We start from the raw sequence: 25,800 nt of genomic DNA on the forward strand, positions 1-25,800 counted from the left end.
CATCAAACTAAATGATGAAGCTCACAAATTTATATATTGTTATCTTCTTTTTAATCACTCCCTGTGTTTATTCTCAGCAATCGCCCCGCTACGATTTCCTTTTTCCAATAGACATAACACCGAGTGTGAGTGGTTCTTTTGCCGAGCTAAGAACCAATCATTTTCATTCCGGGATAGATTTATCGACCAACGGGAAGGTGGGTCTACCTGTAAAAAGTATGGAAAAAGGAACCGTATCACGCATAAAGGTGTCGCCGGTAGGATATGGAAATGCTATATATATTAAACATCCCAACGGGTATACGACGGTTTATGGTCACCTGAGAAACTACGCGTCAAAAATAGATTCGATTATTACGGCAGAACAGTATAAAATAGAATCATTCTCCATCGACTTTTTCCCAAAAGAAACAATAGAGATTGAAAAGGGGGAAATAATCGGGTTTTCCGGTAATTCCGGCAGCTCAGGCGGGCCGCATTTACATTACGAAATTAGAGATACGGAAACGGAACAGCCGATCAACCCTTTCTTTTTTCAGGATAAGATTAAAGATGATGTTCGTCCCAAAATAATGAACATCAGAATATATACCTTAGAAAATAACAGCACCATCAATGGAAGCCATTCAGCCAGAAATTACCCTGTTGTATTTTACGATGGCGCCTACCATTTAAAAGGCAACCCCAAAATTTACGCTTCAGGTAAGATAGGTATTGGGATTGAAATGTTGGATTACATGTCTGGTTCATGGAAAAAATGTGGTGTTTATCAACTAAATATGAAAGTGGACGATCAAGTGTTCTACAGTTGGAAACTGGATCGCTTTTCGTTCGATGAATCGAGATACATTAACAGCCATATAGATTATGCCTACAAAGCTAAAAAAGGAAAACGATTTGAAAGGTGTTTTCGACAACCAGGCAATATGTTAAGCGTATATGGTACGCGACAGAACGACGGTATCATATCCATGGATACTTCAAAAACAGTTCACATTCAAGCTTTTGATGCTGCCAATAATGTGGCCGACTTAAAGTTTAAGTTAAAAAAAGGAAAAGAATCGACTAATACAAGCGCCGCTCATTCAAAATTAACCTATACCACCGAACACATACTAAAACACGAGGGTATTCAGTGCACCATACCTAAAGGCGCTTTATATGAAGATATTGAGATGGAACTTATTAAAAAAGCGAGTCCCGAAGGAAGTATTCTTTATAAAATCGGAGACAAACACACTCCATTGCATAAATACATGAATATTTCGATTCAGATTCCAAATTCGCTAAAAGAGTTTGGCAACAAAGTATGTCTGGCAACCGTTAATGGTTCCGGTAAGAAATATTATGCGGGTGGAAAAACAGATAACAACACTATTACACTAGCTACCAAAAGCTTTGGTGATTATACTTTGGTTATTGATACTATAGCTCCAACTATTAGAGCGCTCCAAAACATACGTGGCAGGGTATTTAAGACCCATTCGAAATTCCTATTTAAAATTAAAGACAATTTCTCTGGCATAGGCTCCTACAAATGTTTTTTAAACAACGAATGGACACTTTGCGAATATGATGCCAAATCGGATCAATTAACTTGCCCGCTATCAAAGGCCCCCATAGAAAAGGGCAGCAAATACAATTTTAAATTGATAATTACCGATAACTGTGGAAACGATACGATGTTAGAAAGTCATTTTACGGTAAGCAAGTAGTGATATAGCAAACCCTACCTATTAGCCATTAGTAATGCCAGGCTTAAACAACACAACTGAAGCCCCAAACAGGACTATTAATTGACTTTCAATTAAATTCCAAACGATGTCAAAATAGCGTTTAAACACCTATACAATAGGACTTAAGCATTTAAACGCTGTTTAACCCGCAATATGCATTAGAAAATCTATTACACATTGAAATTGTTTCAAAACAAGACACTCCGCTGCTTCACTTCAACTCACCATAACGATGCTATGACTTGTTTTATTGCACTCTCAATGTTCACGACGAAGTTCTAATGCATAATCCGGGTTTAAATAAAATCTGAATATTTCGCTTACTTTTTCAAAAAGTGTGTGTAATACTGTGTGTAAATTAATTTTCACACAGTTGTTATGGAGAAGTTTAAGTACTATCTGGAAAAACGAAAGGATAAAGATGGAATTAAACATCCCACAAAAAATTTGAATCATTTTACTTTTTATCCTAAAGAGAGTTTAGTGTTGGTTTTAATGATAACTTCTTGAAGTTTAAAATAAACCTCTATAAAAAGATGGGCAAACCTAAGTCAGCCATTGTACTTTCGAGAATTTTTGCAGGCAACATAAATCGGCCTTTGAGGAAGATTATGCCACCTCTTTTGAGGATATTTTAGATTAATCTGAAATACCTTAAACTTTCTGAAAAAATTCTATAATACCCTGCCCTTAGACAGGACACTATTTTTATTTGTACTTACAAATCGAGCCACTTGCTTACCGCTTTATAAAATGAAAATATTATACCATCAGGAACTATATTAAAATTCTAAGCGTTTAATCATCCTCGCCCTTCAGCGAAAACCAATCGAATTTTGCTATTTCTTTGCTTTCTATACCTGACGAGGTAGCATACATCCCTACGTAAACTCCATTAAATTTTTGAGCCACTTCATCTGAAACAACCGTGTAATCCTGAATATCTCCAATTGGCTTTAAACTCTGTTCATTATCACCATAAAAAAACTGTAGTTTTAAACCATTAACTTTTGCACTTAATACAACTGCTGATCTTTTGTAAGGAACAGTATTTATCACCTGAGCTTCAAATTCCCCCTTATTTCCCTCTTGAAACACTTTGATTAAAACAATTTCGTTTTTCCCTTTCAGTAACTGATAATTATTGCCATGACGTCGGTAAATCACCAACCCAGCTTTTTCGTTTTCTTTTTTCGTTTTTAGCGAAAGCTTTGTAATTGCCTGATAGTTAAAATGACGTGAGCGTTGTGCCATGAACGACGGATTTACTAATTCGGTTACCGTCTCTGGTCGCAACTGAATTTCCATTATACCATCTTTTTGAGTATACCATTTATCATGGGGTGAGCGCAGAAAATTCCATTCTAAGCCCAGTTCTTTTGCGTCAAACTCATCACGCACTTTTATTTCCGGTACAGGAGCCCATGCTAAATCAGGACGTTTTTGCTCACTTTGCAGAAGCCCAACACCTGGATTATAAATAGGCGTTACGCCACTTTCTTGCTGCGTCATTTTAACGCTGGCCAAAAAGGTTTCTCTGGCCAACGTAACATAACCATCCACTTGTCTTTTAGCTAGCATCACACTCCACCATTCGCCATTGGGAGTTTGTACCAAATCTGCATGACCCGTTTGACCAATATGATGCGTTTTTCCTAAATGACGGTGCGTCATAACCGGATTGGCATGATTAGGAATGTATGGTCCCCAAAGATTTTTACTATTAAAAACTGTAACAGCATGATATTCCCCTGTGCCACCTTCACCAATTAACAATAAGTATTCGCCATCAATTTTATACAGGTGAGGTCCTTCTGCCCAACGAGCATTAGACGCATGACCATAGGTTAATTGTTTCTTTTCCCCCAACAAAACACCCTTATCTGGGTTAATCTCTTGCATCCAAATACCGTTTTTACCAGGCCATTCTCCTTGTGTTCCGTCTACCACACCTGCTCCGGTGTAATAACAACGCCCATCATCATCCCAAAATAACGAAGGATCAATACCTGGAGCATCCTTAATCCACATTGGGTCGCTCCATGGGCCAGCAGCATCTTTTGCTGTAATAATAAAGTTCCCTTTTTGGCCAACCATTGTTGTAATAATATAGAAAGTACCTTTATGAAATCGGATACTTGGCGCAAAAATGCCGTTCGAATTTTTCAAGCCATCTTTATACACAATTTGATCAGTACGATGTAGGCCGTGCCCAATTTTCTCCCAGTTCACCAAATCTTTACTTCGATGAATGGGTAATCCCGGATACCACTCAAAACTAGAATTAACCATGTAGTAAGTATCTCCAACCCTACAAATAGAAGGGTCTGGATAAAAACCTGAAAGAATTGGGTTTTTAAAAGAGCTTGGAACGTCTTGTGCTTTTAATCCTTGAAGACCAATAAGCACTAATATAAAAGCAATATTAAACTTATTCATATTAATTATTTTATTCATTTACTCGTTTATTCTATAAGCTCTCAAGATCAATCGCATTCTTGCTCTACTTCCCTCTTGATGAAGCAACTATTCCATTTGCATAAAAACGATATTGGCTTCACATTATTTTCTTTTGGCAAGAAAGTTATGGATAAAATAAATAGTTGATTACAGAAAACAAAAGTAGCTTATTTTAAATATAAAATAAAGAAAATCCATAGCGTTGACTATCTCAGGAGCAAGCTCCCGGAGCATTTCGCCAACTTTATTTCAGTTTTTAATTATACCTAACCACTTTGCATACGGGCATATTTAAAACCCATTCAATATTATGCAAAAGGAAAAGATCCCACCAATATGTCGATGGAGTTGAAATATATTAATTCTAATCGATGAATCATTAACATTACTTCAAACCCAAATTACTTTACAAGAATTCCATCATCTATAAACTCCTTGAATTTTTCAGGGTTACCATCTTCATCTCCAACCAATAAATAAAACAGCATACCACAATCAGAAATATCTGCTACTCCTTTGTTGTGTGCCTGAACTCTTGTATACATCCAGCGGATATTTTCATCTTGATGGTCGCGCATCCAATACCAAACCGAAAAATCCTTGCCCGAATTCCATAACAGATCCGGATCCCATTTAGCGTTTTGGTCCTTTATTTTTTTGTATTGTATTCTGTTGCCACATAATTCTTTGATAGCATTCCAATCGCGATGATATGAGCGACGTTTTTCGTTTTCGTTAAAGCCGCTGTGCGAAAGCAGCTTTACATGTGAGAGCGCTTCCAACCCTCCCATATCAATTGCTTTTTCAACAGCCCGATAGACAAACTCCGATAATCCGGCATGCATAAAATAAAGCGGGTCATCGGCTGTTGACTTTACCATTTCAGTAGCGAGGTTTGTCCTGGCTTCTTCGAGTTGGGTGGTAACATCAAAAAAGCGGGATGCATCAAAATTCCACCTGATAATAGATCCATCGCAACTTAATTTGTTTTGATTTTCATTATCCGGACCGGCCGGTGCATCAATAAAGTTATTGTAAGAACAATGCACCAATTTATCTTGCAATCCTAGCTTAGCGATAATGGCCATACTTGCTGCTGTTGCCCCCCAATCATCAGGATCGCCAATGGGCCATTTATATTGATGGTCGGGCGCACTGTTACCATCAAAACTGATAGCTATACGGTTGTTATTGTAGCCCCAGCTTTGGGCGTTTATATTTCCGAAAGCTAAAGTAATTAATAATGTCAGTAATAGATTTTTATTCAATTTCATTGAATTAGATTTTATTTTATAGAAAACCTAACAGGCTGTTAAAACCTACAAGGTCTATTCATTCATTTACTTAGATTTAGCTACCACTTTGTTAATTACAAATGGTTTTTTATCGCCAGGAGGGATTATTTTAATCGATTCATGCTTCACCTCACCATGTAAGGTTTTAATTCTCAATCTTACAGGCTTACCATATTCTGGTGGAATTGGAATTTTAATAGACTGATGTAGTTGCTTGTTTAATATGGTATAACTATCAATACTTGCTCCTGCCATTGATGTTTCAATGATAGCTTCCTTAGAGGCAAATGAAAAACTTAATTCTGCATCCCAGGTGTTTACATAAAATCCAGGATCGATAAAAGTAATTTCATACTCCACCCAGGCATTTCCATCGTCTTTGCCCGTATCCAAAGAACTCATATCCCCTTTGTTCTTATATAGATAATCCCACTTTTTAGAACGTAGCTCATCATCAGCATTAAAATATCCACTTTTTTGTCCAACCTTAATAGCAGGGACAGTACCTCCCTTTACATTGACCGTTTGGCTAGCTGAAATATTTTGGCTAGAATTACCCACTAAAATTTCAAACTTACCTGCCTCAACCACAAATTGATTTTGGATGGTATCGTAATGCGCAAAAGCTTCGTAAGGAAGTGTGATATCCACATTCTTTGTTTTTCCGGCCTCCACATGCATACGCTTAAACCCTTTTAGGGCTTTCATTGGACTGCGCTCAGAAGATTTAATATCGCGGAGGTAAACCTGAACAACCTCATTGCCGTCCATGCTGCCCGTGTTGGTGATGTTAGCAGAAACCACAACATTTCCCTGAGCATTGATTTTTTTGCTGTTTACTTTTATACCATCTATTTTAAAGTTGGTATAACTTAAGCCATAACCAAACGGATATAAAACATCTCCTTTATAATACATATAAGTACGCCCGGTCTGAATATTATAATCATGAAAATCAGGCAAATCATCATCCGACTTAAACCAGGTAGAATTGAGTTTTCCTCCGGGATTTACATCTCCAAACAACATGTTAGCTAAAGCCGTTCCTTGCTCTTGTCCATTAGGCCATGCACACACAATTCCCGGAATATTTTCCTGTTCCCAGCTTATGGCCGTTGGTCCGCTCGGAACAAGCACTAAAATTATATTCTTGTTCACTGCCTGAACGGCTTTAATTAATTGATGCTGATTACCTGGCAATTTAAGCGATTTACGATCGGTATTTTCAGTAGATGTGGTTTCATCATTACCCATTACAAGAATCACACGATCTGATTTTTTCGCCAATGCAACGGCTTCCTTAGTTTTCGCACCATCCTCATCTTCTGCAGTTACATGACATCCTTCAGCATAACTTACTTCGGCATTCGTTAACTTTTTAATTCCATCCAAAGGTGTTACCTTATTTTTAGGATGACCCGAGTAAATTCCCATCCAGCATCTATCAGCAAAAGGCCCTATAACCGCCAGTTTTTCTTCATTCTTCTTTAAAGGAAGAGCACCTTCATTTTTTAATAATACGATGGATTGTTCTGCTGCTTTAAGCGCCAATTCTCTATGGGCTTTACATTCCAACACACTAGCCGGAATTTCAGAATATGGATTTAACGCAGGATCATCCAAATCGCCAGTCATAAAACGTAAGCGAAGTAATCTGCGTACCGAAACATTTAATTCTTCCTCGGTAAGTAAACCTTGTGCAATAGCAGGTTTTAATGCATTTACCATTGGAGCCTGTCTTTCTTTATGACGGAAGCACTCCTGATCAACACCGGCTTTGATAGCCATGGCTGCAGCTTCGGGTTGCGTTTTAGCATATTTCATTCTTTTTTCAAGTCCCTGAACAGCGGCCCAGTCGGCAATCACATATCCTTTAAAGCCCCATTCATCGCGTAATACTCCGTTCACCGCCCAATTGTGAGCAGAACAAGGTATACCGTTTAAGCCACTTAAAGAGGTCATGATTCCTGTTGACTCTTCATCCACAAGACAGGTCTTATATGCCGGGAAATAGTATTCATACAAATCTTTTTTATTGATATTAGAGTGAATCCTCTCACGCTTGGTCTCCACATTGTTAGCCACATAGTGCTTTACCGTTGTAACTGTTTTGGTATACGTTGGATCGTTACCTTGCATACCGCGAATGTACATACGAGCCATTTCCGACATTAAATGAGGGTCTTCGCTATAACACTCGCCATTTCTACCCCATCTTGGATCACGCGCCATATTAACGGTAGGCGAAAACATCATCACCTCTTTTTGGCCTGTGTTTTTTAAAGCGCGTGCTTCGTTTGAAATGGCTGTAGCCACTTCAAACATCAGCTCAGGATTCCAGGTAGCTCCCATAGCAATGTTTTGAGGGAACTGGGTACAGTTCCAGGCGATGATACCATGCAAAGCCTCACCGTACCATTCAAAATAGGGGACACCCAAACGATCGATGGCCGGTATTCTGGAACCGCAATAGCTAATTTTTTCATCTAATGTCATTTTTGACAATAAATCCTCAACACGTTCATCTACAGAAGCGCTGGGATCTTTCCATACCTGTGCATTCATCTTAACCAAGCATGCCACAAGGATCAGGGAACCAGTAATCATCTTTTTTAAAATCATCTTATTTATTAATTTAATTAATTCAAACCAAGGGTTAAATACACTTATGCAACCTCAAAAACACTTAGGGATGTCATCCCTAAAACCCTACTTCATTTTGGCATCGCCCCAAAAAACAGGCAAAAAACTCTAGTCGAGAAGAATGCCCTCGCTCTCTTCCCAATTGTTTATAATATCTACAGAAGTAGGTGTTTTATCAAACACAAGGTTAAACCCCACTTCGGCCTTCTACTCCTCGACTGTCTTACCCGCTTTGATTTACAGCTCCAAAACATTTGGTTTCCTACAGCTAACACTATTCAAGCCATATAATTTAAGCATATCGTAAACCAATCTCAGGTCTTTTGTATAATCTAACTGTCTAGATTAACAACATATCTATCCCAAAAACTCGAGATTGTATTGGCTTTTTTGCCAAGTTCAAAAATCCACCAAAACTCAACCACATCAGAAAAATCAACACCACCGGCTGTAATGACTTCATTATCCCAGGAAGCTGTCCACTCATCACATATGCGGGAAGCTTCCATCCAGGCTTTTCTGGCATATACATTGGAGTTATCGGATGCTTTAGCCTTTTGCAGCCAAATTGTATTGTCATCTTTAAAACCAGGCGTCCCATTGCTTTTATTGCCGTCCTCTATTACAATATAATCGGTATTGGCTTTTAACCAGCTTAATTCGGTCTGCGTTGTTTTTTTTTCGTTCCAATTACTATGCTGAACCACCAATACATTTGTTTTCACCACTTCTGCAGAAACAGTCTTTAAAATTTCATCAATCCAATCGGCGGTTGTATTAGATTGTCCTGCCTCTTAAACCCAAACTTTTCCACCTTTTTGTAAAATAGGCATAACCTTATCTGCAATGTTTTGCACTGAACCTTGCCAATTATAATGCGCATCTGTCCATTTTTTGCCAAAAATCATATTAAATAACTCGCCCGAATCAATATATTTTCCATTCTGAATTCCAATAGCCCCGGCAACTGCATAATAATTTACTCCTTTTAGGTCTTTATGCAACAACATGCATCCCAAAGCTGCCTAGGCATGAATGTCATCGGTATCTGGTTTACTATCAAATTGTGCAATTAAAATATCCTTTTTTTTATCGAAAATTGGACGTGCAAAGCTATTTGCTACTGCAAGATTTAGAATGATGGCTACAAAAATAAATTTTCTGATTTTCATAATATTTCTTTTAATCGCAATGTAATATGTTTAATTTTTTTTTAGCAAAAGGATTTTTAAAAATACAGCTGTTATCCAGATTCGAATTCGAGCACAATAGTTGACTAGCAGAGCCACCGTCAACAAATGGATTAAACCATAATTTACTGGACAGAATATTATTGTCGAGCATTTGAATACTCATTATATTAGTGCTGAATTAAATTTTACATAAGGGTAATCAGTTTTCCTCCTTTGTATGTAGGAAAACTGATGAACTGACTTAATTTGTTATAATAATGCTATGTAATAGAGTTGTGTACTTTTTTTACCGACCAGGCGATTCCTGTTCCTTGATTTATTCCATCAAGGTCTTCAATTGATCAAATGTGATGTCTTTATACAAGACCACTTTATCAATTTGAAGGAATTCTGACCTGCCTCCTATTTTTATCATATACTGACCTGCAGCCGGGAAATCCACTGCCATCCAGGGTTGACCTTTATCGTGTAAATCGAGCTGACCATTTAAGGTAAACTCGCCTTTACCCCTGCCATGAAACTTCACATATCCCGATAGCTCCTCTTTGTTTCCATAACATTTAGCTCCCGGAAAATCAATCCAGGCATCATTCGATTTATCACCTTCGGCATTATCAGGCTGACGCATCATCCATTTTACGGTATACCTTCCTGGTTCTTCCACCATAAAATAGGCATCACAAATTTCTTTATTGACCACTTCCTGATAATGGTTTTTACCGATGTATTGAATATATCTTCCACCACTGGCCTTTTTATCATCGGCAAATTTCCAATGACCGTGCAAATCAAAATGTTCACCTTCAATGCTAATTATGGTTCCTTTTATTTCCTGTTCTACCTCTTTTTCAACACAGTGAAACTTCAATTGGGCCCATCTACCCCTTGAAAAAGCAAAAGCATCATCTTCAGGAATTTTACCGTTAGAGTGCGAATTAAATTCCACTTGAATATCATTAACCTCTTCAAGCCTAACGTTTTTAAAAGTAAAGTTATCGATTTTATAATCTTTCTCTGTTTCCTTATTTTGCGTTTGCCCTAGCTCTACTCCATTTACCTTTAGTCGATAAGTTGATTCTCCATCTATTTCGCCTAAAGTTGAAATAGTGATATTATACAAACCTTTAGGCGCTGTCAGCTGTACTTTACTTGCTGCAAATACATTTTTGTAATGCACGGCATCAATAGCCATGGCTTTGCGGTATTTATCCTTATAAGGTGGTGCATAACCAGGAATAGTCAGTATTGGAAAATCATCCATTGCCGAAAGTGTGAATTTGTTGTTTTCGTCCAATCCTTTAATCACGCTTATTCCCTGTACTGCATCGGGAATTCCGTCACCGATAAAATTCCTGAATTTATCAGGGCTTCCGTTCTCATCGCCTGTTAGCAACCAAAACAGCATGCCGGCATCTGAGATATCTGCTTTGCCAGTATCGTGCGCTTGTGCTCTTCTGTATAACCAGCGGATGCTTTCGTCCTGATGGTCGCGCATCCAGTACCAAGGCGAGAAATCCTTACCTGAACACCACAATACATTAGGTTTGGTACATGCATTCTGGTCTTTTATTTTATGGTATTGAATACGGTTTCCGCACAACTCCTGAATATCGCTCCATGTGTGGTGCCAATCCCTGCGGGTTTCGTTTTCGTTAAAACCGCTGTGCGAAACCAACTTTACATGTGAGAGCGCTTCCAGTCCGCCCATATCAATAGCTTTTTTAACGGCTTGATAAACAAACTCCGATAATCCGGCATGTATAAAGTATAGCGGGTCATCGGCAGTTGACTTAAGCATTTCTGAAGCCAGGTTTGTTTTAGCCTCTTCGAGCTGTGTGGTAACATCATAAAATTTTGATGCATCAAAATGCCACCTAATGATAGCTCCATCGCAACTTAATTTGTTTTGATTTTCACTATCCGGTCCTGCCGGGGCATCAATAAAGTTATTGTAAGAACAATGCACCAACTTGTCTTGCAGCCCGAGCCTGGCAATAATAGCCATACTTGCTGCTGTTGCCCCCCAATCATCAGGATCGCCAATAGGCCATTTATATTGATGGTCGGGCGCACTGTTACCATCAAAACTGATAGCTATACGGTTATTGTTGTAGTTCCAGCTTTGGGCATTTATATTTCCAAAAGCTAAAGTAAAGAATAATGTCAGTAATAAATTTTTATTCAATTTCATTCGATTTTATTTTATAGAAAACCTAACCAGCTTTTAAAACCTGTTAGGCCTATTCATTCTTTTACTTAGACTTTGCAGCCACTTTATGAATTACAAATGGTTGCTTATTTCCTGGAGGAATTATTTTAATTGATTCATGCTTCACCTCTCCATGTATAGTTTTTATACGCAAACGAACTGGCTTACCATATTCTGGTGGAATAGGAATTTTAATCGGAAGCTTACGCTGATTTTTTAAAATAGTATAAGACTTAATTTCCACACCGGACATAGAAGTCACAACAATAGCTTCTTTACTTGCATGAGAAAAATTCAATTCTGCATCCCAGGTACTCACATAAACTCCAGGATCGACAAATACAATTTCATACTCTACCCAATCAAATACTGCATCCTCAGCCTGTTCTTTCTTAGTACTTTTAAAAGCATCACCGTCATACAAATAATCCCATTTCTTGGTGCGATTTTCATCATCAGCATTAAAGTATCCACTCTTTTGCCCCACGCTAATTTTAGGTATAGAACCACCATTTACCATTAAGGTATTGGAAGTGACGATTCTTTCGCTCGATTGCCCAAGCATAATTTCAAAATCACCCTCCTCTACTACAAAATCTTTCGCATCAACATCATAATGAGAAAATGCTTCGTAAGGCAAGCTAATGGAAACAGTTCTGCTTTCGCCCGCAGGAATATGAATACGTTTAAAACCTTTTAATGCTTTTACCGGAGTCACACGTTTAGATGTTAAATCACGTACATAAACTTGTACAATTTCATCTCCATCCATTTCCCCGACATTTGTTACTTTAGTAGTTACAACAAGGTCTTTCATGCACTTAAGCTTTTTAGTGCTCAATTTTGTGTCTGTAATTTCGAATTGCGTATAACTTAATCCAAAACCAAAAGGATATAAAGGTTCTACCTGAGAATACATATACGTTCTGCCTACTTCTGGTCCGTAATCATCTTTCCAGGTTATAACATTGTAATCGTGTAGGTGCGGTAAATCATTTTCAGATTTCACCCAAGTTGTACTTAATTTACCACCAGGATTTATATCTCCAAAAAGAACATTTGCTAACGCTGTGCCTTGTTCCTGACCATTGGGCCATGCACAAACAATTCCTGGAATATTTGTCTGTTCCCAACCAATAGAAGTTGAACCACTTGGCACCAATACTAAAATCACATTCTCATTCACTGCTTTAACCGCTTTGATGAGTTTGTGTTGATTACCTGGCAAACTTAACGACAGTCGATCGCGTGTTTCAGTAGCGGTAGTTTCATCATTTCCAACAATAAGAATTACTGTGTCTGATTTTTTTGCAAGCTCAACGGCCTCATCAATCTTTTTTTGATCATCTTCTGCTCCAGTAACCGAGCAACCTTCAGCAAAACTAACCTTTCCTTTCGCACTGTTTTGAATCCCAGCCAATGGCGTTATTTTGCTTTTAGGATTACCCGAATAAATACCCAACCAACAGCGATTGGCAAATGGCCCCATGACTGCCAGCTTGTCTATGTTCTTTTTTAACGGAAGAACACCATCATTTTTCAATAGAACGATACTTTGTTCTGCTGCTTTTAGTGCCAATTGTTTGTGGGTTTCGCATTCAAGCACTTCCTTAGGAATTTTTGAATAAGGATTGAGCGATGAATCATCAAAATCCCCCGTCATAAAGCGAAGACGCAATAATCTTCGAACCGATACATCTAACTCAGCCTCGGTCAGAAGCCCTTGTTCAATGGCAGGTTTAAGTGCTGTTACAAAAGGAGCTGGTTTTGTTTTATGACGAAAACATTCCTGATCAACACCCGCTTTTATGGCCATAGCAGCGGCTTCCTCTTGTGACTTAGTAAAGCGCATACGTTTTTCCAGTCCTTGAACAGCAGCCCAATCTGCAATTACATAACCTTTAAAACCCCAATCTTTACGAAGAACATTGTTCACTAACCAATTATTGGCAGAACATGGCGTTCCATTTAAACCATTTAAACCTGTCATGATACCTGTTGCTTCTTCATCCACAATACAAGTTTTGTAGGCAGGAAAGTAATATTCGTACAAGTCGACATCACGTACCAGGGAATGACTAAACTCCCTGCGCTTTTCAACATTATTTGCTACATAATGCTTAACGGTAGTTACCGTTTTGGTGTATTTGGGGTGGTTACCTTGCATACCACGTACATACATACGTGCTATTTCCGACATCAAATGCGGGTCTTCGCTGTAGCACTCTTCATTTCTTCCCCAACGAGGATCACGAGCCATATTTACAGTCGGAGCAAACATCATCACCTCTTTTTGACCTAAATTTTTTAAAGCTCTTGATTCATTTGAAATGGCTGTAGCTACATCAAACATTAAATCAGGGTTCCAGGTTGAACCCATCGCAATATTTTGCGGAAACTGCGTACAATTCCATGCTTTTAGTCCATGAAGCGCTTCACCGTACCACTCAAAAGAAGGAATACCCAGACGTTCGATGCCCGGTATTCTGGAACCACAATAGCTTATCTTTTCATCTAATGTCATTTTTGACAATAAATCTTCAACACGTTCGTCTAAGGAAGCGTTGGGGTCTTTCCAAACCTGTGCGTTCATCTTAACCAGGCATGCTGCCAGAATAAGAGAACCAATAATCATTCTTTTTAACATCATCTTATTTTCAATTTATTTTATATCATGAATCCAGAACTCTTCGATATTCTGAAAATTCTCTCGTTCTTCTGTTAAAGTTTTTAAGTACTGATGATAATCCAGGTTTTCTTTAAAAACATAAGGTATCTGCTGTTTATTATATCGTTCTTTGAGTTCAATAATCTTTTCCCAATATTGAATGGATAAACCCAGATGCCTTTTTATATTGTCTTCTTCAAGTTCTTTATCCAATAAAATATGTTCGGCGAGAAAGACTGTTGCATTGATTCGTTCTGCAAAGAAACGCTGTAAATAAGCCAATACTTCCAAATCGCATAGTTCTACTTCTAATTCATTACCAGGTGTTTCTTTTCGATAATTTTCCAGATCACTAAAAATCGTATCTGCATTTTCATTTAAAATATCAACCAGCTTCACTGGCGTAATTAACTTATCAGATATTGCGTTTTTATTCAGGACATAATCTGTGATGTTTATATACCGGGTTGTATCAAGCACAGGACGATTGCCTAGCGCTTGCATGGTAATTATATCGATTTTGTTTTTTTCGATATTAGACCCACGCATTATAGAAGTAAAAGCTTCGGAATAAAGTGTAGCATCCCATGTACCTTTGTAAAAGGATGATAAAAGGTGGTAATAACTGCTGGCTGTTTTCCAGGTTTTCAACAAATTATTGCCATAATCAATACCAAATTTTTTATTGAGTTGCTGAGCAAATAATTGATCGTCTGTTTGGGAATCATAAAGTAGCCGCCCCCAAATAGAATACCACAACCACTGACGCTCAAAAGCATAATCAAAGTGTTCCTTCCCTGCATCATTCGAGAAATAATCTTTTGCCGGAATATAACACTCCGAACCTATGATGCATCCTGACATATAAGATTGTGAAAGGTTGTTTTTAATAAAACGCCTTACAAAATCGGGTTCTGCCCATCGGTGGATAAAAAAGTCTTCGTTCCTTACCGTCCAAAGAATAGAATAATTGTCTGGAATTGGATTCCAATAGGTATCGGTCAACTTACCGCCATGTACAATAAATAGTTTATCAGACGAATGACCATGCGACCAGTTGTATTTAAAACTGATAACCGTTTCAAGTGGTGTTTTTAGGGTATCTAAAGTCTCACGTGTAATTACCTCCGTTATTTTATCCGCTGTACCGTGACTGGTTAAACCTGCCGATAATGGCGCCCGATACAATAATTTAGCTTTTCGATTGGCCATTCGCATACCTTCAATGATGGTACGATCAGCCCAGTCTCTTCGTTCCACATTCGTCATTCCTCCCATTCGTTCTCCAAGCGTAAGGCCAATACCTGTTAAATTGGGATATTCATTAATGACTTGTTTCACACATTCCCGGGTATAATCCTCAATCAATTCAGAATTATAACCATCCCCCCAAAAAGAGCCTGTTTTATTATAACCCGGTAATTTATGTGCTGTTGCAAATTCCTTGGAAACAAAGATATTCCAATTGACAATATAGGTCTGAATACCCCTCTCTTTGGCCATCGTAAAAAGAGTTTTCCAAAACTTCTTGCGTTCCGATAATTCCTCATTGCTAAGAGAAGATGCTTCTGGATATTTTACCGGTTTAATCATATCCATAAAAGGATGCATATTCCACAGGGACAAAACATTAAGCCTATTCACGGCCATCATATCCAAAAACGACTTCCAATAAACAGTGTCTCTACAGGTCTCTTCATGAAGCAATAATGCTTCACCCGTTCTGTAGGAGCTCCAGGGCAAATTAAACTTTACAAACCTGTTTCTTAAAGATGGATTAATGGTTTTTTCTTTAATATCGCTGATATCTTTACCAAAAGATAAGAGTTCAGCCACTTCGAAAATGCCGTACATAGCGCCAATGGGATCTTTGGCTTGTATTTCCCATTTATCTTTGGCTGTTTTCTTTAACGCAAATCCTTCCTTTTTAAGATCGGGAAACTCATTGTCTTCAACAACAGAAACGATTATATCAGCTTCGGCTTTATTGTGGATACGTTGCAATAAATCTGTACCAAACAACTCCGAGGCATTAGAGAGGGCAAATTCTGTTTGTGGGTATGTTGATTCAATAAAAACACCAACTTTACTTTGTTTTGAACTACAAGAGCAAATCAGAATCGATAGTAGAAGTATTAAATATTTCATAAGGTTCTTATTTTATTGTAATCGTTATAATCTTTTCAACTCTAACTCCATGAATATCTGTAGCGTGAGCCTTAATTTCATATATTCCGGTATTCATATTTTGAAAAGACGGAGTTGTTTCTGATTCCCACAAATAGGGAGGATTTTTCTTTAATCCAAGAAATTCACCGTTTGGTACCAAGCCTACTATTGTGAGAGGAAGGGTTGATTTAATGGAGAGCTTAACTGATAAGTTGGTTCCTACCGGATAAACAGCCCCATCAGTAACTCCCTCAAACTTTATGTCTATTTCAGTTTTAACAAAGTTCTTAGCCATTTCAATATCGCCTTCAACATCTTTAATTAGCTTATTCCAATCGAATAAACCAGTTCTGGCCAGAACTTTTGGAATATATTGAGCATCTAGACATTTGGCGTATTTTTTCCAATGCGATAAGGCTTTTTCCAGATGTTTTACTGCTTTATTTTGATGAGTTATGTTTGATGTATTCATAAATAAGGCCAGCTCTGTTGCTCCTCTTATCTTTTCGCTGTAGTAATTCCCCAAATGAGCAAAGGCGGATATATCATTAATGGTAAGATTTAACGCTGTATTGTCTGAGTGTTTAATGCACGTAAGCAAAAACAAGGATTGGTTGGCATAGCTTTCCAGTTTATTAGCTACATCCAATGGTGTGATTTCAGAAATATCTTCTTTGTTGATGATTTTATCACAATAGTCGGCAATGTTTATAATACCAATTCCATCCATGGTTTGACCAACCATAAAACCCTTTACATTAATAAAGCTCCCGCTTTTACAACCTTCAGGATACCAGTTTCCGTCCCAATCTTTCCAAGCAAAGCGAGTTGTTTGGGGTATAATTTTGGAAGCGGTTTTCCAGGCCAAATACAAGGTGTCAGTTGGCGCTTCAGGGAAATGTTGTTTTAAATGATTTTTAAAAACATCCTCCGACAAATCAGGATTATATCCCAAACGCCCCCAAAGCATAAAGTTGTACCAATGCTTACTTATTTCATTTTTACCTCTAATGCTTGGGTCCTTGTCTGAATAAACTCTGCCCCAGGTATAACCATCTGATCCCATAAGGTAACCGGCAGTTTTTTGCTTATCGAAACCCAATAAAAAATCTCTTGCAAATTCCGGATCGCCCCAACGTAATTGGAAAATATCATCGTTACGCACGTTCCACCAACATTTGGTTCCTTCAGGCATTTCTTCGAGTAAAAAGTCCTCAAACGTAATTTTGGGACTGGAATACATGTGTGCTCTGGCATATTTAAAGCTGAATTCGAAAGGATCTTCATACGCTTCAAAATGCCCCATAATATCGCTGACCGCTGTATTCCAATGCCTATGAATAAAACGGATCTCCCGATTGCCTTGTTCCTTTTTGGCATCTAAAATTCCCATTACATAGGTGTCCCAAAGCCATTTCTCGCGCTCTCCAAAGCTCAAATCACGCATACGTTCTCCGGCGGTAACACCTATGCCATCCACATGTGGGTAGGTTAACAAAAACTCCTTCACACTTTTTCTCAAATATTCTTTTGTTTTTTCATTGGTTCCTTTATGCGTAATACCGTACTTTCCCTCGGCAGTGCTCAGAAAAATATTCCATGTGAAGTAAAATATGTCAATACTGCGGTCATTCGCATATGTCATTACCTCTTGCCAAAAGGCAATTTTTTCTTCAATGGTCATTTTCATAACCAAGTTGTCATATCCATCGGTTACATCGTTTATGACAACATCAGGATATTCTTCCAGCTTTATCATGCAGGTAAAAGGATGCTTTGTCCAAAAAGATAAAGTGTTATAACGATAGCGTGCCAGGTCATCGAGATACGATTTCCAAAAACTCATATCCCACACATCTTTAATATTACTCTTGTCCTGATCGCCGTCGCTATCAAAACTATCCGATTTTTGGTCAAGAGCTATATTAAATTTGATGCCTCTTTTCTTCAGGTAAGGTTTATCATCTTGGTTATAAACTCCGTTTAAAGCATTAAAAGTAATGTTTTCTGCCATTTGAAGTCCACCGTACAAAGCCCCTGAAACATCTCCTCCAATTGCCCAATAGTTGGTACAATCCTTAGTAGTAGTTCGCAATGCGTAGGCATGTTCTCCAAGATTGATGATATTAGATGTTCTACCGCCTATTTCTGCCAATAATTCAACTACTTCGGTATTTGACTTAAGGGCAATTATGATATTGCACCTCAGCTTGCTTTCGGATAAATCCGTTATTGGTTTTAACAAGACCGCTAGTCCATGTTTGTTAAGCGCTTTTTTTATATCGGAAGCAGCAAAGTCGAACTGGGGTATTTTATGGTTGTAAAATATCCCAACATCTTGTGCAAAAATGCTATTTGCCAAAAACAGAAAAAGCAGTAATACATTAACTTTTATAGACATTGATATTATTATTAGAAAACCTTCATTTAAAATGCAGAACTTATAAATCCCCATCCCACTGCCTTTGGCAGCGTACTTCCCCTTGCTCTCAGGAGCAAAGGGAAGAGCCATTTAATGAGAGGTTATAATTTTACTAAACTCACTACTTTCCCATTACATTTATAGTAAAGCTAAACGCATAATCTTTTACAGGAAGTAAATACTTATTTAAGGGTGGTGGGCCGCAACTTGCATTTCCAAGCCCTAACATTTCCGAGTCGATACTTAAAACAGTTTCTTTTCGACTAGTCATGAATTCAGGTCGACTGGCATTATCCATATCCTTCGCATCGTAATGCAATGCCGAAAATTGGAATGGTTTGTCTGATTCGATGGTGAGCGCTGTTTTTTTACTGTCTTTAAATCGAAGATTCAACCAACGTGTATCCGAACGTCCACCGCATTCCTGAGGTACCACATAAGGTACAAATAAATCGGTGGCGGTGGATTGATAGATTCCTAAATGAGCCGATTCGTTTCTGTCAGGATAGTTTTCTTGAGGACCACGTCCGTACCATTCTACATTCTCCAAACCTTCCGCTAAACCTAATTTCAAACCGACTCTTGGTAAAGCATGCAGGTCAGAAAAGCCTGATGTTTTTACTTTATTGTCGATTTTGATGTTTCCATTGCCACTTATCTCGTATATACATTCATGTTTGAAACTACCCGAATCCGAAGCCAATTCCTTAATAATGGTAATACTAACTGTTGACTCGTCTAGTTGCGAAGCTTTAACCGAATTGGTTTTCTCCTTTAAGTCATTTAATGAAGCTTTAAGCCAGCTCATCTTGTAATGTTTATTGTCGTTCTCAACGGGTGAACGATAGACATTTAGTCTTGGTCCAGTTACTTCACCGGTTTGAGCAATCAGTTCTTTTTTAGCAACCAAAATAGATTGTATTGTTCCGGTTGATTTGTTAAAACTTACAACAAATCCTTTTCCTTCCACCTTCATGGTATTTGTGTTATCGGTCAGCGTAACTTTCCCTTTGTTTTGCATTTCTGAAGGCGTCCAGTTTTGAAGAACGATTTGTTCTTTCGCAACTTCATGACCAGTTTCCGCCCAGAGTTTTGCTTCTTTCAAACGATAGCTAAAATCAATGGCATATTCGGCTCCTTTTTCCATCTTGGGAATTGAGACTTCAAAACTACCGGTTTCATCAGGTTTTAAGTTTAGAACAGGGATGATTCCATTCTTTACATTCTTTCCGTTTTTAAGCAATACCCAGGTTCCTTCAAAGTCATTTAGATTTGTGAAGTAGTATTTGTTTTTCACATGAAAAACGCTATTCCTGCTTTCATCGGCAGTAATCGAGATATACTGCTGTGCTTTCTTAATCTCAGGCATGAATGGTTTCTCTGAGCGATCGGCAAATATCGCCCCCTTTGCGCACTCGTTACCTGTATAATCGAACTTCGAAAAGTTCTTGTTAACAGGCATTGTATCTACTTTATGGTAATCTAACTTATGACTTTGACGTATCCTACCGTCGGGCATTTTGGTATTGTAGGTTTGATTTACCCAATCCCATATGTAACCACCTACAAACGAAGGGTTCCTATCCACCACTCTCCAGTATTCGGCAAAGTTACCCAATGAATTCCCCTGGGCATGGGCATACTCAATCATGATGTAGGGTTTGTTGTATTTGGGGTCTGCCCAAAAGCTGAGCAATTTCCAATGCTTTTGTTCGGGATCGTCTTCAATAAACGGATACATCGAGCTGTTCATATCAAAATAATCCTTCACATCCCAACAATCCGTCTCTCTGCCATCGTACGAAATTAAACGCGTTGGGTCGAATCGACGGATGTAATCGCTCATTAAGGCAAAATTTTGCCCAAAGCCCGATTCATTTCCGAGCGACCAAAAAATAATGGAAGGGTGATTTTTGGAACGTTCAACCATGGCAACAGCTCGATCCAATGCAGCTCCCATCCAACTAATATCACTCCCCGGCAAGCCGTTTCCTCGTATAAAATAATCAGGAGATTCCAATGCTTCGTCCATCACATACAATCCGTATTTGTCGCATAATGCATACCATCTTGGGTCGTTGGGGTGATGACTGGAACGTACCGCATTGAAATTGTTTTGCTTCATCAAGAGGATATCCTGAATCATGGATTCCTCACTTAAGGTTTTTCCTGTTTCAGGATGCGATTCACCACGGTTAGCGCCTTTGATTTTTATCGGTTTTCCATTGATGTGAACTTGTAAATCCTTCATTTCAATTTCGCGGAAACCAAATTTACTTTGAGTTACCTCTATCGTTTCTCCCTTTGCATTTTTAAGTGTCATTACTACAGTATACAGGTTAGGGAACTCAGCCGACCAGAGTTTTGGACTTTTCAATGTAGTAGAATATTCCAGAATGGTTTCTGCACCTAGGTTACCCATACGCCATCCCACTTTCGGACTTTTAGCACCCGATTCCGAAACCAGCTTTCCTGAAGCATCAAATATATCAACCGCTACCGAGTAATTCTTAGGAACGGACTCGCTAAAGTTGTTTAATTTAATCTTCGCATTAAATTCCGCATCGGTGTAGCTCTCATCCAAATCTGAAGTCAGGAAAAAGTCTTTGATTTGTACATTCGGGCGGCTTTGTAAAAATACATCTCTAAAGATTCCGCTAAAAGTCCATGTATCTCCCGATTCCAGATAGCTACCCGTTGTCCAGCGATAGACTTGTACAGCCATAGTGTTTTCACCTTCCTTTAAAAATGGTGTAATATCAAAAACTGAGCTGGTCATGGCATCTTCATCGTAGCCCACCAAAGCTCCATTTATCCAAAGATAAAAAGCACTTGAAACACCATTAAAATGAAGCAAAGTTTGACGGCCTTTCCAAGTCCCAGGAATCTCAAAAGTGGTACGGTAACTTCCCACATGGTTATCGTTTTCAGGTACTGCAGGGATTTTAATTTTTTCATCTCGTACCAACATTCCAAGTCCACGATGCGAGGGAACCCCATAACCATGCCGCTCCCAACAAGCCGGAACAGGTATTGTCTTCCAATCATCAACATTAAAGGTAGGCAGTTGAAAACCTTCGGGTTTATCTGCTACCGTTTCGGCCCAATTAAATTTCCAATCGCCTGCCAGGCTTTTATAATAAGGAGATGCTTCATAATCTCCTTTAATGGCAGATGCAACGTCTGAATAAATATGATGCGTACAGGCATGTGGCTCTGTTCCCACGGTGTACACCTGTTTATCTTTCCAAAATTCTTGGGCATGTATTAGCTGAGTAATAAATAAAAGGAGAAGAGACAGTATGTAATTCTTATAATTGGGCATATTGTTTTTGTTTTATTTGAAAAGTTGAGGCGATTAGAATAGTTGAAACTGATTAGATCTTAAATTACTGCACCACCAATTTATATGCAGAAATCGAATTTCCATTTTTCAGTTGTATTAAATAAACACTAGGTTTCAAATTCGATGTATCCAAGTTGACACCTTCCCCTTTTGCGATTGAAGTTCCGTTTAAACGAAAAATTTCATATTGCGTGATTTGAGCTGAATTGTTAAAAGAAAGTAATTCCCCTGCTTTAATTGGATTAGGAAAGATACCTGCATAGTCATGTCTATTTCCCAAACCAATACTCGTGTCTGTACAGTCAGCAAAGTACTTATTTCCACTTTTTATTGTTGACAGAGATATTCCGGAAGGCAAAACACCATTCACACTAAAGGTATTAGACGCGGTTCGGCCGAAAAAGGTATTACCTTCAAAACTTATATTTTGAGAGTTATCGGAAATATTGAGGGAACTTGAATTTTGCGAGCAGCCGCGAAAAGTATTATTTGTAACACTTAATCCTTTAATTTGGCCGTTTAAATAAAAAGCCTGCGCATCTTCCAAAGCAGTAATCGTATTTGATTCAATTTTATGCTCGCCAAAAGGGTAGGCCATAGGAATAGTGCTATAGAGGTAAAACGCATATTCCGGAGAATTGCTAATTTCATTATTGCTAATCGTCATGTTACTTACGGATTCACGTAATTTAAATCCACCGTTGTCCACTGTATTATCAAATATATTTGAGTGTCCGATAAGTCGACTTTGAACACCAATAAACACGATATCCGCATTTTTCAGACGGTTATTATTTACTGTAAATTGGCGGCTATCGGTAACAAGAATACCAGGGCTACGCTCTTTGGTATTTGGGTCATTGTCATATCCTGCTGTGCGCAATTCAACATCAATGTCGTTGTTTTCGATGACAAAGTTCTGGCAATGCTCTTCGATGTGCAAAGCCTGGTTATAAGTATTAAAAGCGAGTTTATTTTGGCTATAAAATGTGTTATTTCGAATGGTCACATCATTTATCCTGGCAAAGGCTACCCCAAAATGGCTGAATTCAAGAAATTTGTTGTTTTCAAGCACTACATTGCTAATATTCGAACTCTGATCGAAACTTATACTCATTTGGGCTTGGTCTTTAAAAACACAATCCTTAATCGTAATGTTATGCTGATTACGCTGACCTTTACATACAATTCCTCTTAAAGGTGCGATGATTGTATCCGCCTCGAATGTAATATTATTAAGGTGGCTATACATTCTAAACATCACTACATTACCCGATTCCTTATAAGTGACTGGGTCAACAGCATAATTGCCAATAAACTTTGAGTTTTTAATGGTTACATCACGTGCATTGTTATGGATAGAGATTACCTCGTGGGTATATGTACGATTAATTTGCGTTACATCCACATCAATAAAATCAAGGGTGTTGCTGCCTTTTAAATACCACATCCGCTCATTTGCCAAAATAAAGTAAGGCTTGGTTTCGCCTACTCCTTTAATAGAGACGAAACGTGGGATAGTTAAATTTTTGGAAGTAGCCTTGTACACTCCGGAGACTGCTTCTATGGTTCCTCCATTTGGCAAATCGGCAATAGCAGCTTTTAAACCTGCAAATCCATCGGGAGAAGTATAAGGAGAAGCTTCGGTTCCGTTTCCTTGAACATAATCGGTAAGCTTTACCACTTCTGTTGGATTTTTATCAGAATAGTGTTCTTCAGCAATCAATACATCGTGTGGAATCAATAAAGTATCCGTTTGCGGATATTGGTATTGTTCATCTACTGTAATATCTGAAGCTACAACCGTTAAACTGTTAATAATTTCCACACTTACTTTGGGTATCAAAACCAAATTTTCACCCTCATAAATTGGGTACTCGTTATTATTATTCTCTGGCGTTCCCTCAAAATCCATGCTAACCGTTTTACCCAGGTAATCGCGCGGGTCAAACTTCCACTTGCCTAAATCGCCTGTGTTTTTACTCGAATAACGATGGAAGTACATCGGTGTAATTGTTCCATCGGCCTCAATGAGCATGAAAAAGGCACGTGGCATATCGGTGACATGTTCGCGGGCATAAACATGCGTAAAGTAACCTGTAATGTTGTAGTCCTCAGCATTAGCAAATATTGGCAAAATAAGCAGAAGAACTAAGAGGTATTTTTTTATATTATGTAACATATTTTTTATTTAAAAGCTTGAAATACAACTTGCTTAAATAACCGATTGTTAACGGTTAAGGAATATACCCATCTTTTTATTCTAACACTAAAGCACAAATCGATTTTGCCAAAGCTTTAACCTTTAATTTCTTTTCGCCCAGCACCACTTCAAAACTTTTGTCTTGCGCATGGGTGTTTTGGAAAATAACTTTGATGCTGCCATCCGGAGATTTTACGGCAATTAGAGGTTCTTTACCTCTTTGTACACAAGCAATTCTAACATCACCCGGTTTTACAAACTTACTGATGATATACAAGGCATTGTAGTCTGGATTGTAGGTAATTTCACCTGTTTTTCGATCGATATTAATCAACGAGTTCTGAGTCCATTCCCAACCACTTTCAGTGGTTTCGTTCAATATCATGTTCCAATAGGTGAATGCTGTACATCCAGCATTAATGTAACCTGCTATTTCTTCTAACCTATCTTCAGCCTGCTCAACGGAGTTTTTACCGTTATAACAATGTCCTTCGGTATGGAAGAGTTTCAATTCAGGCATCATAGCTCTTGCATCTCCAAGGAAACGCGTATCTGTGTATTGAATACCTACACCAGCCAGGTTTTCTTTTCCTTCAGCCATCATAAAGTCCATTAAATCCATTTTTTCTGCTGTACGTAATGTTCCGGCGTAAACCTCTGCTTTAATGTTGTTTTTTTCAAATGCTGGAATCAAATATTTGTTTGCAAATGATACCATGTCCTTAGCAGGGAAAGTACAACTTGGATATTTCGTATTGGCATCATTTTCATTTTGGATGCAGATACGGTCAACTCTTACGCCTTCTTTTTCATACGCTTGAAGATATTTTACAAAGTATTTTGCATAAGCGCTTAAGGTTTTATCATCTAGTTTTAAATTATTATTAGGTTCTTTTAAACCTACCATATGACCGCTTTCTTTCATCCATCCCGGAGGGCTCCATGGAGAACCAAACAAAGTAAGTTCCGGGTTAATGGCAAATGCACTTTTAATGTAGGGCAACACATATTTTTTATCACGATCTATAGAAAAATGCTTCATTTCATAATCATCAGCGACTTCTGAAAAACTATAAGCATCAATACCAAAATCACTGGCACCAATAGCGGTACGACAAAAAGTAAAACCTGCTTTTTCGCCAGCAAACATGTTTTCCATTACTTCTTTTTGCTTCTTTTTGCTCAGGCTCAATAGCGCTTCTCCACCTATTTCATTAAATGCTCCCCCAATCCCTTCAATGGTCTGAAAAGTCATTTCCGGTTGAAGATAAATCAAGTTTTTCCACCCGATTTTAGGGTCAATATTCTCTTGTGCTACTTCTACCAATGGATTAGCTTTCCCATTTTCAAGTTGTACAGCGTATACCTTAATTTCAGGTTTCTGCGCAATTGCAAGACTGCTTGTTAATATTAAGCTTGCCAGAATTGCTTTTGTAAAGTTCTTTATCATGATGTG

At 38.2% G+C, this 25,800-nt stretch carries 14 protein-coding genes; 1 reads left to right on the forward strand and 13 read right to left on the reverse strand.

Annotated elements, in window-relative coordinates; translation table 11 throughout:
- The first annotated feature begins 11 nt into the window (after nucleotides 1-11).
- On the forward strand, nucleotides 12-1,715 hold the full coding sequence (locus ACT29I_RS06840) for a M23 family metallopeptidase (protein WP_444793032.1): 1,704 nt from the start codon (nucleotides 12-14) through the stop codon (nucleotides 1,713-1,715).
- An 819-nt stretch (nucleotides 1,716-2,534) separates the two neighbouring features.
- Here ACT29I_RS06840 and ACT29I_RS06845 read toward each other — a convergent pair.
- From ACT29I_RS06845 to ACT29I_RS06905, 13 genes are all read right to left on the reverse strand, one after another.
- Nucleotides 2,535-4,175: a glycoside hydrolase family 43 protein gene (locus ACT29I_RS06845; protein ID WP_430936034.1), complete on the reverse strand. Its 1,641-nt coding sequence runs from the start codon at nucleotides 4,173-4,175 to the stop codon at nucleotides 2,535-2,537.
- A 422-nt stretch (nucleotides 4,176-4,597) separates the two neighbouring features.
- Complete coding sequence (locus ACT29I_RS06850) at nucleotides 4,598-5,470, reverse strand: hypothetical protein (protein ID WP_430936032.1); 873 nt, start codon at nucleotides 5,468-5,470, stop codon at nucleotides 4,598-4,600.
- 66 nt (nucleotides 5,471-5,536) lie between these two features.
- A complete protein-coding gene (locus tag ACT29I_RS06855) occupies nucleotides 5,537-8,113 on the reverse strand; it encodes a glycoside hydrolase family 3 C-terminal domain-containing protein (protein WP_444793033.1) in 2,577 nt (858 codons plus the stop codon).
- A gap of 353 nt (nucleotides 8,114-8,466) precedes the next feature.
- Nucleotides 8,467-8,859: a hypothetical protein gene (locus tag ACT29I_RS06860; protein WP_444793034.1), complete on the reverse strand. Its 393-nt coding sequence runs from the start codon at nucleotides 8,857-8,859 to the stop codon at nucleotides 8,467-8,469.
- Between the two features lie 69 nt (nucleotides 8,860-8,928).
- Nucleotides 8,929-9,144, reverse strand: a complete 216-nt coding sequence (locus tag ACT29I_RS06865; protein WP_444793035.1) for a hypothetical protein — start codon at nucleotides 9,142-9,144, stop codon at nucleotides 8,929-8,931.
- Nucleotides 9,145-9,159: 15 nt separating this feature from the next.
- Nucleotides 9,160-9,306: a hypothetical protein gene (locus ACT29I_RS06870; RefSeq protein ID WP_444793036.1), complete on the reverse strand. Its 147-nt coding sequence runs from the start codon at nucleotides 9,304-9,306 to the stop codon at nucleotides 9,160-9,162.
- A gap of 337 nt (nucleotides 9,307-9,643) precedes the next feature.
- The gene (locus ACT29I_RS06875) at nucleotides 9,644-11,518 is read right to left on the reverse strand and encodes a hypothetical protein (protein ID WP_444793037.1); all 1,875 of its coding nucleotides are present in this window, start codon (nucleotides 11,516-11,518) and stop codon (nucleotides 9,644-9,646) included.
- Nucleotides 11,519-11,579: 61 nt separating this feature from the next.
- Nucleotides 11,580-14,186 (reverse strand): glycoside hydrolase family 3 C-terminal domain-containing protein, encoded by a 2,607-nt coding sequence (locus tag ACT29I_RS06880; protein ID WP_444793038.1) that lies wholly within the window; start codon nucleotides 14,184-14,186, stop codon nucleotides 11,580-11,582.
- 12 nt (nucleotides 14,187-14,198) lie between these two features.
- Nucleotides 14,199-16,352 (reverse strand): hypothetical protein, encoded by a 2,154-nt coding sequence (locus ACT29I_RS06885; RefSeq protein WP_444793039.1) that lies wholly within the window; start codon nucleotides 16,350-16,352, stop codon nucleotides 14,199-14,201.
- Between the two features lie 7 nt (nucleotides 16,353-16,359).
- Nucleotides 16,360-18,774, reverse strand: coding sequence for a hypothetical protein (locus tag ACT29I_RS06890; protein ID WP_444793040.1), 2,415 nt, complete (start codon nucleotides 18,772-18,774; stop codon nucleotides 16,360-16,362).
- 142 nt (nucleotides 18,775-18,916) lie between these two features.
- Complete coding sequence (locus tag ACT29I_RS06895; RefSeq protein WP_444793041.1) at nucleotides 18,917-22,120, reverse strand: glycoside hydrolase family 2 TIM barrel-domain containing protein; 3,204 nt, start codon at nucleotides 22,118-22,120, stop codon at nucleotides 18,917-18,919.
- A 64-nt stretch (nucleotides 22,121-22,184) separates the two neighbouring features.
- Entirely contained in the window at nucleotides 22,185-24,323 is a 2,139-nt protein-coding gene (locus tag ACT29I_RS06900) for a right-handed parallel beta-helix repeat-containing protein (protein WP_430936014.1), read from the reverse strand.
- A gap of 76 nt (nucleotides 24,324-24,399) precedes the next feature.
- Entirely contained in the window at nucleotides 24,400-25,794 is a 1,395-nt protein-coding gene (locus tag ACT29I_RS06905) for a glycoside hydrolase family 30 protein (protein ID WP_430936012.1), read from the reverse strand.
- Between the last annotated feature and the right edge of the window lie 6 nt (nucleotides 25,795-25,800).

The organism is Saccharicrinis sp. GN24d3 (assembly GCF_052400645.1).
Taxonomy (GTDB): Bacteria; Bacteroidota; Bacteroidia; order Bacteroidales; family Marinilabiliaceae; genus Saccharicrinis.

Bases quoted from the DNA above. Each gene is read 5' to 3' on its own strand.
- ACT29I_RS06840 (WP_444793032.1), top strand. From the start codon at position 12: ATGATGAAGCTCACAAATTTATATATTGTTATCTTCTTTTTAATCACT.
- ACT29I_RS06845 (WP_430936034.1), bottom strand. From the start codon at position 4,175: ATGAATAAGTTTAATATTGCTTTTATATTAGTGCTTATTGGTCTTCAA.
- ACT29I_RS06850 (WP_430936032.1), bottom strand. From the start codon at position 5,470: ATGAAATTGAATAAAAATCTATTACTGACATTATTAATTACTTTAGCT.
- ACT29I_RS06855 (WP_444793033.1), bottom strand. From the start codon at position 8,113: ATGATTTTAAAAAAGATGATTACTGGTTCCCTGATCCTTGTGGCATGC.
- ACT29I_RS06865 (WP_444793035.1), bottom strand. From the start codon at position 9,144: ATGTTGTTGCATAAAGACCTAAAAGGAGTAAATTATTATGCAGTTGCC.
- ACT29I_RS06870 (WP_444793036.1), bottom strand. From the start codon at position 9,306: ATGAAAATCAGAAAATTTATTTTTGTAGCCATCATTCTAAATCTTGCA.
- ACT29I_RS06875 (WP_444793037.1), bottom strand. From the start codon at position 11,518: ATGAAATTGAATAAAAATTTATTACTGACATTATTCTTTACTTTAGCT.
- ACT29I_RS06880 (WP_444793038.1), bottom strand. From the start codon at position 14,186: ATGATGTTAAAAAGAATGATTATTGGTTCTCTTATTCTGGCAGCATGC.
- ACT29I_RS06885 (WP_444793039.1), bottom strand. From the start codon at position 16,352: ATGAAATATTTAATACTTCTACTATCGATTCTGATTTGCTCTTGTAGT.
- ACT29I_RS06890 (WP_444793040.1), bottom strand. From the start codon at position 18,774: ATGTCTATAAAAGTTAATGTATTACTGCTTTTTCTGTTTTTGGCAAAT.
- ACT29I_RS06895 (WP_444793041.1), bottom strand. From the start codon at position 22,120: ATGCCCAATTATAAGAATTACATACTGTCTCTTCTCCTTTTATTTATT.
- ACT29I_RS06900 (WP_430936014.1), bottom strand. From the start codon at position 24,323: ATGTTACATAATATAAAAAAATACCTCTTAGTTCTTCTGCTTATTTTG.
- ACT29I_RS06905 (WP_430936012.1), bottom strand. From the start codon at position 25,794: ATGATAAAGAACTTTACAAAAGCAATTCTGGCAAGCTTAATATTAACA.